The sequence below is a fragment of the Advenella sp. EE-W14 genome, from assembly GCF_012923605.1.
Lineage (GTDB): Bacteria > Pseudomonadota > Gammaproteobacteria > Burkholderiales > Burkholderiaceae_B > Advenella > Advenella alkanexedens.
On the sequence record NZ_JAAVNG010000009.1, the window covers coordinates 427,960 to 440,948 of the forward strand.

The window sequence follows — 12,989 nt, forward strand, 5'->3', positions numbered from 1 at the left end:
TAAAGTATATTTTTTATAGCATCAGGATAAACAGCTCCCATGGATTACCAGCAACTTGTCTCATTACGCCAGCTTCACCCTGCCTGGCGGTTGCTGCGGGCCGACAACGCCCCCTTGATTATCAGCTTTCTGCAACAAGCTTTTGTTGGCCCCAACCAGCGCAGCCTTGAGCAAGCAAACCTGGCCTCAAAACTGGATGACCTGATTTACAATCTGCAACAGAGTCTTGGCCAAACCCTGTTCCCGCGCGCTGCCAATGCCTATTTGGATGACTGGGCCGACAACAGCAATGGCTGGTTGCGCAAGTTCTACCCGCCCGGTAGCGACGAGGCCCATTATGAACTTACTGCCGCCGCAGAAAAAACCATTGAATGGCTAAGCAGCCTGGGCAAGCGCCAGTTTGTGGGAACCGAGTCCCGCTTGATGAGCATTTTTGATTTGCTGCGCCAGGTGGTGGAAGGCAGTGAAACCGATCCTGACACACGGATTGCCGAACTGGAAAAACGCAAAGCGGCACTTGATACCGAGATTGCCAGAATCAAGGCCGGCCAGATAGACCTGATGGATGCAACCCGGGTACGTGAACGTTTTCTGGCGATCAACGACAGCGCCGATAGCCTGCTGGCCGATTTCCGTGAAATTGAACAAAACTTCCGCGACCTGGACCGTCAAGTACGTGAACGCATAGCCACCTGGGAAGGTGGCAAGGGTGCCCTGCTCGAGGAGTTTTTTGGAGAACGCGATGCCATTGCCGATTCAGATCAGGGACGCAGTTTTCGCGCTTTCTGGGAATTCCTGATGTCACCCTCACGCCAGGATGAGTTATCGGGCTTATTGCAAAAAATCTTTAACATGCCACCAGTACAAAGCCTGGAGCCGGATCGCCGCCTGCTGCGCATTCATTATGAATGGCTCAAAGCCGGTGAAGCGGCCCAACGCACGGTGGCACGCCTGTCCGAACAGTTACGCCGCTATCTTGATGACCAGGCCTGGTTGGAAAACAAGCGCATAATGAATTTGCTGCGTGACATTGAAGCCAAGGCATTAAGTCTACGCCAGCAACCACCAGAAAAAGAAATCATCAGCCTGGATGACGTGCGGGTAGAAATGAACCTGCCACTGGATCGCCCCTTATACTGCCCGCCGCTGAAACCACGCATAGATACGCAACTTTTGCTTGAAGGGACAAGCGATAACGATGCCGATGCGCTGTTTGGCCAGATCCATGTTGATAAATCCCGCCTGCAGGAAAACCTGCGCCTGGCGCTGCGCCAGCAACCGCAAATCAGCCTGGGCGACCTGCTGCATCACTATCCGCTGCAACAGGGTCTGGCCGAACTGGTTACCTGGCTTGAGCTTGCCACCACCCATAGCCGCTGCGTCCTTGATGAACACCACACCCAATTAATCAGCTGGCATAATGAGCAAGGTGTACAACGCCGCGCAAGTGTGCCTTTGATTATTTTCAGCCATTGAACTGCCCATGACCACTATTTTTTCTACCAGTTTATCAACCCTTTTAATCAACCTGTTCAAGGGCGTACTTTATCGTGATGATGACCAGCCGGGCTGGCAAAACCTGATCGAACAACAGGCCGCCGTACGCGACTATATCCAGCTTTTGGGCCTTGAACTGATTCTTGACGAAGCCGAAGGTTATGCCTATCTGCGCCAATCCCGGCAAGAAGATGAAGACGGTAAAAGCGCCATCCCCCGCCTCATTCCACGCCGTCAATTAAGCTACCCTGTCAGCCTGCTGCTGGCTTTGCTACGCAAGCGTCTGGCCGAGTCGGACGCAAACAGCAGCGATGCCCGTCTTATTCTTTCACGAGACCAACTGGTAGAGCTGATACGCCTGTTCCTGCCCGAAAACAGTAACGAAGCCCGGCTTATTGACCGCATCGACAGTCACATCAGCAAAGTGGTTGAGCTGGGTTTTCTGCGCAAGCTAAAGGGCCAGCAAGAGCCACTTTACGAAGTACCCCGAATTCTGAAAGCCTTTGTCGATGCCCAGTGGCTGAATGAATTTGACCAACGTCTGGCTGACTATGCCACATTGCACGGCGCTGAAGGAGAGCAGCAATGACAAATTCCAGCCATTCATCCATGCTTGACTTTGCCGACAGCGACGAACGTGCCGGGTTTCGCCTGCACAACATTGAAGTGTACAACTGGGGAACATTCAACCAACGTGTGTGGTGCTTTCCTGCCAATGGCGACAATGCACTGTTAACGGGTGATATTGGTTCCGGCAAATCAACCCTGGTAGATGCCATTACCACCTTGCTGGTGCCAGCGCAAAAAATTGCCTACAACAAGGCTGCCGGTGCTGAGGCAAAAGAACGAACCCTGCGCTCTTATGTGCTGGGCTACTATAAATCCGAGCGCAGCGACTCGGGATTAAACGCCAAGCCGGTTGCCCTGCGTGACCACAACAGCTATTCGGTGATTCTGGGGCACTTCTACAACGAGGGTTACGACCAGCACGTCACGCTGGCCCAGGTATTTTACATCACCGAAAACCGGGGACAGCCGGAACGCTTTTATGTGGTCGCCGACAAGCACTTAACCATTACCGAACATTTTGCCCACTTCGGCAATGACCTTAACAGCTTGCGCAAACGCCTGCGGGCAATGCAGGATGTTACCCTGAACACCAGCTTTAATGCCTATAGTGCCGCTTTCCGCCGGCGCTTTGGCATTAACAACGATCAGGCTCTGGAATTATTCAGCCAGACAGTCTCAATGAAATCGGTGGGCAACCTGACCGATTTCGTTCGTGAGCACATGCTGGAAGAATTTCCGGTTGAAGAACGTATCCAGGCATTAATCCAGCATTTTGATGACCTGCATCGCGCCCACGAAGCGGTGCTTAAGGCCAAACAGCAAATTGCCTTGCTGCAGCCGCTGGTACAAAATTGTGAACGTCACCAACAGGAATCTGCCGAGCGTCAAACACAAGTGGGCTGCCGGGAAGCACTGGCCCCCTGGTTTGCCGGGCTCAAAGCCGGGTTGCTGGAAAAACGCCTTGACAACCTGGCCCAGGACCTTACCCGCCTGCGAGAACAACAACGCAGCTTGCAAGAACAGCAACAACAGGGCCAGTCACAGCGTGATGAACTGACCCGTGCCATTGCCCAAAACGGAGGTGACCGGCTGGCGGCCATCAAGGAAGAAATCAGTCGTGTACAAAACGAACAACAGCGTCGCCTGCGTGCTGTTGAACGCTATAACAAACTGGCACAAAAGCTGGGGCTGCCATTAGCCGGCAACGCTGAACCGTTTCTGGCCACCCGCCAGGCTTTACCGGACCTGAACGAGCGCTGTCGCGAACAGCGCGACACAGCCCAGAATGAGCAAACCGAAACGGCTGTCACATTGCTCAACCTGCGCCGGCAGCATGAGCAACTTGATACCGAATTGACTTCTTTGCGCCAACGGCGTTCCAACCTGCCCGCACGAATATTGGATATTCGCACCCGGCTGTGTACCGAATTGGTACTTGAAGAAAGCAAATTACCCTTTGTTGGCGAATTATTACAGGTACGTGAAGATGAACGTGACTGGGAAGGGGTCGCAGAACGCCTGCTGCATAACTTCGGCTTGTCGCTACTGGTGCCCGATGAGCTTTACGGCCAGGTCGCCCAATGGGTCGAACAAACACATTTAGGCGGCCGCCTGGTGTACTTCAGAATCCGGGAGCGTCGCAGTCCGCTTAATGTGGAAACCCAACACAATTCATTGGTACGGAAGCTGCAAATCAAGCCAGACACCCCTTTCTACAATTGGCTGGAAGCTGAACTGGCACGGCGCTTTGACTATACCTGCTGCGTTTCGCTGGAACAATTCCGGCGCGAAGAAAAGGCCGTTACACAAGCCGGTCAGGTTAAGTCCGGCCAGGAACGCCATGAGAAAGACGATCGTCGCCGGCTGAATGACCGCACCCAATATGTTCTTGGCTGGAGCAATGAACAAAAAATTGCCGCACTGGAAAAACAGGCTGCCGACCTGCAACAACGCATCCAGCAATACGCCACACAATTGGCCGGCTTGCAACAGCGCCAGCGCGAACTTGATACGCAGCTGGAGCAGCTTGCCCAACTGTCAGTATTCGACAATTTCCAGGAACTGGACTGGCAGCCACTGCAAGTGCATATTCACAAGCTGGAACAGGAGCGCCAACAACTGGAAGCCGAGTCTGATACCCTGCGAGCCTTGCAGGAACAACTGCGGCAACTGGAAAACGAGTTGCATACCCTGCGTGACGCACTGGACAACAAAAACCGCGAACTGGCCAAAACCGAACAGAAGCAGGAAGATACCCAACAGGCAGCCAACGAGGCCCGGACCCAGCACCAGGCCGCCACACCTGAACTGCAGGCACATTTCAGCGAGCTGGCAACGTTGCGTGAACAGGCACTTGGCAAACATACCCTAACAGTGGATTCCTGCAACAATCGTGAACAGGAACTGCGCAGCTGGCTGCAAAGCAAGATCAATGCCGCAGACAAGCGCCTGGAACGCTTAACCCAGAATATTGTCCAGGCCATGACCGAGTACCGTACCGCCTACCCCATGGACACCCAAGAGGTTGATGTCAGCGTCAATGCCGCCAACGACTATCGCGCCATGCTTTCCAGCCTGGAAGAAGATGGCCTGCCGCAATTTGAGCAGCGCTTCAAGGACATGCTTAATGAAAACATCATTAACGAAATTGCCAATTTCCAGACCCACTTGCGCCGTGAAGAGCAGGATATCCGTGAACGCATCGACGAAATCAACCGTTCGTTACACGAAATTGACTATACCCCGGGACGATTCATCCAGCTAGAGGCACAATCAAGCGGTGATGGAGAAATCAACGCTTTCCGTAACGACCTTAAGGCTTGCACTGAAGGCAGCCTTTCCGGCAGCCAGGACGAGCAATACGCAGAAAGCAAGTTTTTACAGGTCCGCCAAATCATTGAACGTTTCCGTGGCCGCGATGGCATGAGCGAAGCCGACAAACGCTGGACACGCAAGGTTTGTGACGTGCGCAACTGGTATGTGTTTTCCGCCTCTGAACGCTGGCGCGAAGACAATAGTGAATACGAGCATTATAGTGATTCCGGTGGCAAATCGGGTGGACAAAAAGAAAAACTTGCCTATACCGTACTGGCAGCCAGCCTGGCCTATCGCTTCGGCCTTGAATGGGGCGCCATCCGTTCCCGTTCATTCCGCTTTGTGGTGATTGACGAAGCATTCGGGCGGGGTTCGGATGAATCGGCCCGCTACGGTCTGGAACTATTCCGCAAGCTTAACCTGCAACTGCTTATTGTCACCCCGTTGCAAAAGATTCATATTATTGAACCCTATGTTGCCAGTGTCGGCTTTGTACACAACGACCAGGGGCGGGAATCTATGCTGCGCTGCCTTGGCATTGAAGAGTATCACGAGCAAAAAGCCAGTAAGACAGCCGCATCATGAGCAAACAGAACTGGACCACACAAACTGACTTGCACAGCCAGCTGCTGCGTTTTTGGGAGAAAGGTGAGTTGTTGCGCACCCGCCTGCCCCATGCCGCAGCACTATTTCCCTTGCAGCTGCGCCTGAAAAAACCAAATAGCCAGGACATGGGCAACAACTTCGAGCAGGTTCGTCACTGGATTAACCAATTACAGCAGCTGGATAAGCGATACCGGCTGGCGTGGAAAGAAATCAACCACCGCCAGCTGGGGCGCAATCACATCCCTGATCAAGTCTGGATTGAACAGCCTGAAGATGCCCTGGGGCTGCTTGGCCAACAACGTACTGCACAACAGTTTGACCAGCTGGTAGCAAACACGCTGGACGATTTCCCCGAGCTGCTGCCCTGGCTGGAAAAACACCCCTTGCTTGCCCTGGAACATGCAGCCAGCTGGCACAAGGTGCTTGCCGTGCTGCGCTGGTTTCGCAAACATCCGCACAGTGGCCTGTACCTGCGCCAACTGGATATTAGCGGTGTGGACACCAAATTCATTGAACAGCGTCGCGGCTTATTGAGCAAACTGCTTGATTTGGTATTACCGGCCGGGCATATAGATGAACAATGGCGTGGTGCCGATGGTTTTACCCGGCGTTATGGCTTGCAAGACAAACCGCTACGGGTACGTTTGCGAATACTGGACAGCAAACTGGCTATTGCCGGCCTGACTGACCTGGAACTGCCGGTAGCGCAACTTGCCCGTCTGCACCTGCCGGTGCAAAAGGTATTTGTTACTGAAAATGAAATTAACGCCCTGGCCTTCCCGGACCAGCCTGGCGCCATCCTGCTATTCGGCCAGGGTTATGCCCTGAATACGCTGGGCCAGATCCCCTGGCTAGCCCGGCAACCACTTTACTACTGGGGCGATATTGACACCCACGGTTTTGCCATTCTTAACCGTCTGCGCAGCCACCTGCCCCATACCCAATCACTGCTTATGGATACAGCCACCCTGCTGCATCACCATGAAATGTGGGGGCAAGAGCCGGAAGATAAACGCTGCACCAGCGAACTGCCACTGCTGACCGACAGCGAGCAAGAACTGTATAGTGCACTGCGTGATAATACGTTGCAAACCCCAAGCGGGCAATCAGTAAAAAACCTGCGTTTTGAACAAGAACATGTACGGTTCGCTTGGCTGCAAAATCATCTGACTGATTACTGACCTTTATATAGTTTTATCAAATCCCCAAAAGCCTGCCCCTTGAATTTTGGATCATCAAGCAATGATTCTGTGCACCAGTTTCCATAATCATCAGGATTCAATAAATTGTTCTTCTTTAAAAGAGGCTTGATTTTGGTTTTACAATCAGCTGAAAGACCAGGAACAGATTTATTCAACAACGTCAGGAACAACCCTTCCACGCAAGGAGTATTTCCTATTAAAACTATCCCCAGTTTTTCTGCCTGTGCCAAGAGTGCTTTTGTCCAAGCTATATCCGTATCCATAAATACAGCGACCTTATCATAATCAGCAGTTCTGCAACAGCGTTTCGCATAATCAAAAACATGCTCCGGCCCTTTGCCATGTGCATTTCTCACAGTCACCTTAACGGTATTTTTACCCTGGCAATAGACTCGTTTCAGATAAGTTAAAAATGCCCATTCAGTATCCCCCTCTCCTACAATCAACAAGGTCTTTCTCTGCTGGATTTTTTTTCTCATTGTTATATCTCCGGCACGCCACCATAAGTACCCGCCATATACTTGGCATAAAAGTTATCATCAGAGCGCACGCCCTCAATATCATCCAAACGCCACGCTTCAGTATTCAAACCCTTATTTTTTTCAACCAATATAATTTGTTCTTTATGCAACATATTTAAAATTTCATGACTATGCGTAGAAAAAATAATTTGGGCATTATATGGATTGGTAACAGGTGAAAAGAACAAATCCAGGATAGCGCCCAGCATATGTGGATGCAGATCGCTTTCCAGCTCATCTATCACTGCAAGGCCACCGTTTTGCAGAATTGGCAAAATTTTACCTAGCAACACAAAAGCTGACTTGGTACCACCGGACTCTTCCCACAGTATCAATTCATAGTCCTTGCCATCTATATAATGCACACCAAATGGCAAATATATGGTTTCTTTATTGCCATCGGCATCGGTCACCTTATGTTCTTTAATCGTCACACCTGACAAACCCAAATCCCACTGGGAAAGCAAGCGACTCATTTGCTCTTTAATTTGATCCTGTTGATAAAACAAACCAGCCGCATTTACTAACTGCGTTGAGGCATTAAAATTGTATTTACCCAACATTGTCAGGTTAGTTTCAATATTTAACCGGGAAAGCCGTAAGGCAAGAGGTTGGTTATATTGTGCGGCTGTCGCAATTAACGAAGCGTTCTTTCTTACCTTTTCTGCTTCTTTTTTATCAAAATCAAAGTCTTCTTTTAATTTGATTAGGTACTTTTGAGCAACCGCATCCCAATCCCGTTTAAAAACATAAACGAAACGATAGCCTTTTTTATATAAAGACTCATGCATAACCTGATGCTTGGTTAATACCAAACGATACTCCCAAATACTTCCATCTATTTCAAATTCGGCCCCCAACTCTACTGGTTCATGAGAGTTAGAAAAATGCGTTGAAACAGGAATTTCCGCATCTGGGGCCAACCCCATAAAGGAGTCACCAACAAACCAGTTTAAAAATGCCAAAGATTTCAGGATATTTGTTTTACCGCTTGCATTAGCGCCAACAAATGCCAGGATCTTGCTTGCTTTTTTCTGATCCAGCGTGGGAATGGAACGAAAATCTGCAGGCGTTTGTGCATTCAGCAGCAAAGAAACCTCCAGCTCTTCTTTTATTGAATAAAAATTCTTAATCCGCAGTCTTCGCAACATAGATTTACCTTGAATGCAAAAAATTTAATTAAACTTGCTATTTATTTATAATGAAAACCTAAAATTAACAAATTTTTGTTATTTTTATAACTTCATGGTTATTTATTTCTTAATTAAATCATATAAAATAAAATACATCAAGCTCAATAACCACCTTGAAGCCCCCCGATTATTCTGATACAGGGGCGCTATAGGGTTTAATACACCTGACATTTTTTGACGCATGCTCATAGGCCTTATGACGCACGTCCCAGATTTCAACCGCATGCTGGATATTTAACCAAAACTCGGGTGTATTACCCAGCGCGGCAGCCAGCTTGATAGCCATAGGGGCTGTCAGCACACCCTTATCATGCACGATACGGCTTAAGGTATTTCTATGCACCCCCATCGCCTCTGCCAACTCGCGAATTTCTATTTTCATAGGATCAAGAAACTCTGTCATTAACATTTGCCCAACCGTTATGGGGCGACGCTTTGTATATCTCATCATTCTTACCTGTATTGGCTAATACACATGCGGGTCCAGATATGTTTCCAGCGCACAACTGTCATGCCAGCGAAAAATCAGCCGATATTGTTTATTTACCCTAATTGAACACCACCCTGAAAAATTTCCCTGCAAATGCTCAAAATGATTGCCCGGAGGAATTCTCAAGTCCAATTCATGTGTGGCAGCATCTAAAATCTGAAGCTTCCGATAAAGTGCATTTTCAATGGAATTTGGTATTTTTTTGTGCCTTATATCTTCTTCATAAAAAGCTTCAAGCCACTTGTCCCTGAATTTAACAGCCATGATTAACAAATGCTTATAATTTATTTTATGCACAATGAGATTGTGCGTCAAGTCATAAATCAAAAGTGTAATTATGTCAGTCTTATTCCTGGTCGTTATTTAATATGCAATGGTTTTATCACTTGTGGAATTCATTATGAAAATACACAATCCCCCGCACCCAGGGGAAGTCTTGAAAGAATATCTGGAATGCTTTACCGTAACAGCAGCAGCCAAACATCTTGGGTAACCCGAACCGCACTTTCCCGAATACTGAATGGTGCGACTGACATATCGCCTGAAATGGCCTTAAGGCTGGAGGCTGCGATTGGCACCAGTGCTTGGGCTCCATATGTATTTCTACGCTAAATATCTATATGCATCCCGCGCAGGAGCAAATAAAATTTCACCGGGGTGAACAAGGGGGATTTCTCTGCGTGCCATTGTCTTTTTCCTTTAATGATAGTCCACAATTTCAACATGACTGACATTGCCATTGTTCCATACAAAACAAACCCGCCACTGGTCTACACCTTAGCGTCCGCTGACCATTGTTCTGATTTGGGTTTAGATCCTGGCGCAGGGCGTCCTACTTATTTGGCGTGTTTGCGCCAATTATAAAGGGTTGCTTCACTAATGCCTTCCTGACGGGCCAGTTCGGCAACCGTCAGGTTGTAAGGGGGAAGTAATCAATCACGGATTAGAATGTATAAAACTTGTTATCTGTAGCCTTATGCACTACAATAACTTATACATAAAAAGAGCCAGTAAATGATTCTTTCTTTCAAACACAAGGGTCTTGAGCATTTTTTCAAGACAGGCAGCAAGTCTGGCATCCAGGCGGCGCATGCTGCAAAACTGGCCCGTATATTGGCTAGATTAGACAGCTCAAAGGCTGTTAATGACATGAACATTCCAGGCTGGGATCTGCACTCTTTACATGGTAATTTGCTGAGTCACTGGAGTGTCAAGGTGAATGAAAATTGACGTGTCACTTTCGTTTTTGAAAGCGGACATGCTGAAGTAGTTGATTATCAAGATTATCATTAAAGGAAATATTATGAGGATGCATAATCCACCCCATCCTGCTTCAGTGATTAAAGAGGATATATTGCCCGAGTTGGGCTTGAGTGTGACGGTCGCCGCCAAACAATTGGGCGTTAACCGGGTTACTTTATCCAATTTGTTGAATGGCAAAGCGGCAATCAGTGCCGAGATGGCCTTGCGACTGCATGCCTGGTTGGGCAAGGACAGCCCCAGCCCGGAAAGCTGGTTGCATCAACAGGCCGACTATGATCTTTGGAAAGCATCGCAATCGGTTGATTTGCATGTTTTATCAGCCAAAAACAAGACTTGGTGAAATGACGGCGAGAAAGACGCCGATACGAGTCAGTAGAGGTGTGAGTGCTGTTTATAAGTTCCAACCTAAAAATAGATTGGAACCTATTGTCGTTTTTCTACGAGGAAATTCAAGACGGCACTGACCGGAGCGTTACCAATGATGTAGCCTCAATAATTAATTTATTGTATGTTCGTTGATTTAAACATTAAATTTAACACACCATCCACATCTGTTGTATCTTTAAAAAACCTTGAATGCCTCATCCAAAATTTAAAACCAACACGTTCGCCAGATGTCTCCAGGTCATATATTGCTTGTAATGTTTTGTTGATCAAATCTTTAGCTTCTTCTGCAGACCATACATAGTTAAAAAACAAGTTGTCATCATCCAATACATGCGTGTATTCTTTACCAATGAAATCACACATCATTTGTAACAACAAAGTTACACTAACGATATCTGACAACTCAAGCATTACGAAGATCTCACCCCCAAGTTTAACCTTGTACATAATCATTCCTAAATTAGTTAATTTGGTGAGTTCAGTGCCTATATATAGGCACTGAGAAAGCCATTTTCATAAATAAAAACAGCAATGACACAAGACGCAAAATTTAATGCAGATACCTGGGCAGTGCATGAAGCATGCAACAGCCCATTGATCAGACAAAAACTAACCCTCTAATGAAAACCCGTTAAAAAACTGTTTGAACAATGCCGTTGGCTTAAATTTTGCTTCAAATAAATCAAAATGCCGGCCTACATCACGCCCTACTGACATTAATGTTCCAGCAGCATTACTCGTGCCAGCGTAGCCAGACCGCATAATATAAGCCCGACGCTCTTGGTCTGTTGCGAATAACTCATATGCCTTACCGGTTATGAACACATCAACCAAACAAACCTTTTCCCGCTCATCACCCAAGGTAAAAGGTTCCAACTCATCAACTGACAACACTGCCAATAACCCGTCTTTTTTCCCTGCAACAATTCGTTCTATATCCTTTATGCTCCGTCCGAATAAATCAAATTCACGAATAGAAAAAGGAAAACAATAAGCATTTGCTGTCGCTGATTGACAATCTGTATTTTTCAATAGCCAATCAATGAAAGCTCTTCTACCATCCGTTTTTTCTTCTTTACGAAAATTCAGATAATACTGAATTATTTTACTAAACGAATGTCCTGTTGGCACCCAATTACCGCTCCTTCCGGCTGTCTCCCGGGTTGCAACTCTATTAGCGGCCGTCTTAACAACTTCCTCTGCCCCAACGCCTTCCTCAGTGACTTCCGTTTCACTCTGTGTATCAAACCGGGGCGTTACCAATACCGCATCTTCTTCTGATTCTGCACCAAAACAACGCAAATCATAGCCAATAACAAACAAACATGCCTCAAAAGCGTGGCAGCGAGCAGGCAACGCTCCCTGATTTGCAAACCAGTCGGTACGCTCAAGCAACTCCCGTATAATCCAGCCTAAACGTACTTGCCAACGAGCCCACTCTTCGTATGTTATGCGTGAAAATTGTGGTGATAACAAACCATTCGGCATATCTCCAGGATTACGAATTTGATTCCCTCTGGCTGCACCTGAGGGAAATTGAGACATTGGCCGACCATGGTTATTTTGCTGGCGATACAAAGAGTACAGCATTCCCATGGCCGCCCCCACCCTGCTGTCATAAATCGGACTTCCTGTTTTATCCAACAGTGAGTGAATTTTTGTCAGGCCAGAATCAAACCGTAAAATTGAGCTGCTACTCAGCGCGCGCAAATCAGTCTGATCACTATCAAGAACCAGCAGTTGCTCAACGGAACGCAAGTAAGCAATCAATTCCATGTTGTTTGCCAACCTGTGTAAAAAAGGAATGGCACCCCGTACCCCACCCCATTTAAGAATTTGCAGGCAAGCGGCCAAGGTTTGCGTTTCGTCATTATTATCAATAGCCTCAATAAGCCAGGCACGCAGTTTACCCAATGATTCTTTTGTCTCAAGCCAAGTACTTGATATCACAATAGCACCATTATTGTCACGCCATGAAGAAGACCACCGATAATGCTGCAAGACCTGCTCAAAACCGTTAACATTGACTTGCAATCCACCCAATACAAATTTACTAGGCCTAAAATTTAAGTTAAATTGCAATAAGGGTAAATTACTTGCCAACCATTCAATAAAGCCAGCCACTTCTGCTTGAGCTAAAAAATTCTTTCGTTGCATTAAAAAAAAACTCACATGAAAAAAATGTAAAAAATATCCGTAAGCTTACCGTCAAGCGCACAGTTCATAACTAGAGACTTCTGCTGCTAACTGTCGTTTAAATTCACTGGGTGGTAAGTTACCCAATGACTCATGGGGTCGTTCCTCGTTATAACTTAACATCCAGGCCCAACTGAGGTCTCGCACCTGATCCAGCGATGAGAACAAATTAAAAGCAAGCGACGTCATTTCACTACCATTATCCACGCGAATCATTTTAGGCAGGCCTCTTTCTGCTTTAAGTTGCTCC

General features: G+C 47.5%; 13 protein-coding genes and 2 pseudogenes. 7 read left to right on the top strand and 8 right to left on the bottom strand.

The genetic code is table 11. From position 1 onward, the window contains the following. The first annotated feature begins 39 nt into the window (after positions 1–39). Genes HCX92_RS09395 through HCX92_RS09410 form a run of 4 tightly spaced genes read left to right on the top strand, consistent with a single transcriptional unit; the run spans position 40 to position 6,668 of the window. Positions 40–1,476: a DUF3375 domain-containing protein gene (locus tag HCX92_RS09395; protein WP_169294678.1), complete on the top strand. Its 1,437-nt coding sequence runs from the start codon at positions 40–42 to the stop codon at positions 1,474–1,476. Positions 1,477–1,483: 7 nt separating this feature from the next. Next, positions 1,484–2,086, top strand: a complete 603-nt coding sequence (locus tag HCX92_RS09400) for a DUF4194 domain-containing protein (protein WP_169294679.1) — start codon at positions 1,484–1,486, stop codon at positions 2,084–2,086. Then, on the top strand, positions 2,083–5,466 hold the full coding sequence (locus tag HCX92_RS09405) for an ATP-binding protein (protein ID WP_169294680.1): 3,384 nt from the start codon (positions 2,083–2,085) through the stop codon (positions 5,464–5,466). Before HCX92_RS09400 ends, HCX92_RS09405 begins: the two co-directional genes overlap by 4 nt. Further along, a complete protein-coding gene (locus tag HCX92_RS09410) occupies positions 5,463–6,668 on the top strand; it encodes a DUF3322 domain-containing protein (RefSeq protein ID WP_169294681.1) in 1,206 nt (401 codons plus the stop codon). The genes HCX92_RS09405 and HCX92_RS09410 overlap by 4 nt, the downstream gene beginning before the upstream one ends. Here HCX92_RS09410 and HCX92_RS09415 read toward each other — a convergent pair. From HCX92_RS09415 to HCX92_RS09430, 4 genes are all read right to left on the bottom strand, one after another. Then, entirely contained in the window at positions 6,662–7,168 is a 507-nt protein-coding gene (locus tag HCX92_RS09415; protein ID WP_169294682.1) for an RloB domain-containing protein, read from the bottom strand. The genes HCX92_RS09410 and HCX92_RS09415 overlap by 7 nt on opposite strands. A 2-nt stretch (positions 7,169–7,170) precedes the next feature. Further along, a complete protein-coding gene (locus HCX92_RS09420; RefSeq protein WP_169294683.1) occupies positions 7,171–8,361 on the bottom strand; it encodes an ATP/GTP-binding protein in 1,191 nt (396 codons plus the stop codon). A 169-nt stretch (positions 8,362–8,530) separates the two neighbouring features. Then, positions 8,531–8,854: a HigA family addiction module antitoxin gene (locus HCX92_RS09425; protein WP_211182334.1), complete on the bottom strand. Its 324-nt coding sequence runs from the start codon at positions 8,852–8,854 to the stop codon at positions 8,531–8,533. Between the two features lie 15 nt (positions 8,855–8,869). Beyond that, a complete protein-coding gene (locus HCX92_RS09430) occupies positions 8,870–9,157 on the bottom strand; it encodes a type II toxin-antitoxin system RelE/ParE family toxin (protein WP_169294684.1) in 288 nt (95 codons plus the stop codon). A gap of 136 nt (positions 9,158–9,293) precedes the next feature. On the opposite strand from HCX92_RS09430, the pseudogene HCX92_RS09435 reads away from it, so the two are divergent. After that, a pseudogene (locus HCX92_RS09435) lies at positions 9,294–9,469 on the top strand (HigA family addiction module antitoxin); the annotation flags it as partial. Positions 9,470–9,669: 200 nt separating this feature from the next. On the opposite strand, the pseudogene HCX92_RS14890 reads toward HCX92_RS09435, so the two are convergent. After that, positions 9,670–9,825: pseudogene (locus tag HCX92_RS14890) on the bottom strand (transposase); the annotation flags it as partial. An 82-nt stretch (positions 9,826–9,907) separates the two neighbouring features. On the opposite strand from HCX92_RS14890, the gene HCX92_RS09445 reads away from it, so the two are divergent. After that, positions 9,908–10,123 carry a type II toxin-antitoxin system RelE/ParE family toxin gene (locus tag HCX92_RS09445; RefSeq protein ID WP_371808403.1) on the top strand — a complete coding sequence of 72 codons (216 nt, stop codon included), beginning with the start codon at positions 9,908–9,910 and terminating at the stop codon, positions 10,121–10,123. 73 nt (positions 10,124–10,196) lie between these two features. Next, positions 10,197–10,496, top strand: a complete 300-nt coding sequence (locus HCX92_RS09450) for a HigA family addiction module antitoxin (RefSeq protein WP_169294685.1) — start codon at positions 10,197–10,199, stop codon at positions 10,494–10,496. A gap of 161 nt (positions 10,497–10,657) precedes the next feature. Here HCX92_RS09450 and HCX92_RS09455 read toward each other — a convergent pair whose 3' ends face one another. The 3 genes from HCX92_RS09455 to HCX92_RS09465 form a co-directional block, all read right to left on the bottom strand. Beyond that, a complete protein-coding gene (locus HCX92_RS09455; protein ID WP_169294686.1) occupies positions 10,658–10,990 on the bottom strand; it encodes a hypothetical protein in 333 nt (110 codons plus the stop codon). A 162-nt stretch (positions 10,991–11,152) separates the two neighbouring features. Continuing rightward, the gene (locus tag HCX92_RS09460) at positions 11,153–12,700 is read right to left on the bottom strand and encodes a hypothetical protein (protein WP_169294687.1); all 1,548 of its coding nucleotides are present in this window, start codon (positions 12,698–12,700) and stop codon (positions 11,153–11,155) included. Between the two features lie 51 nt (positions 12,701–12,751). After that, the coding region (locus tag HCX92_RS09465; protein WP_169294688.1) for an integrase core domain-containing protein at positions 12,752–12,989 on the bottom strand (238 nt) is incomplete at its 5' end.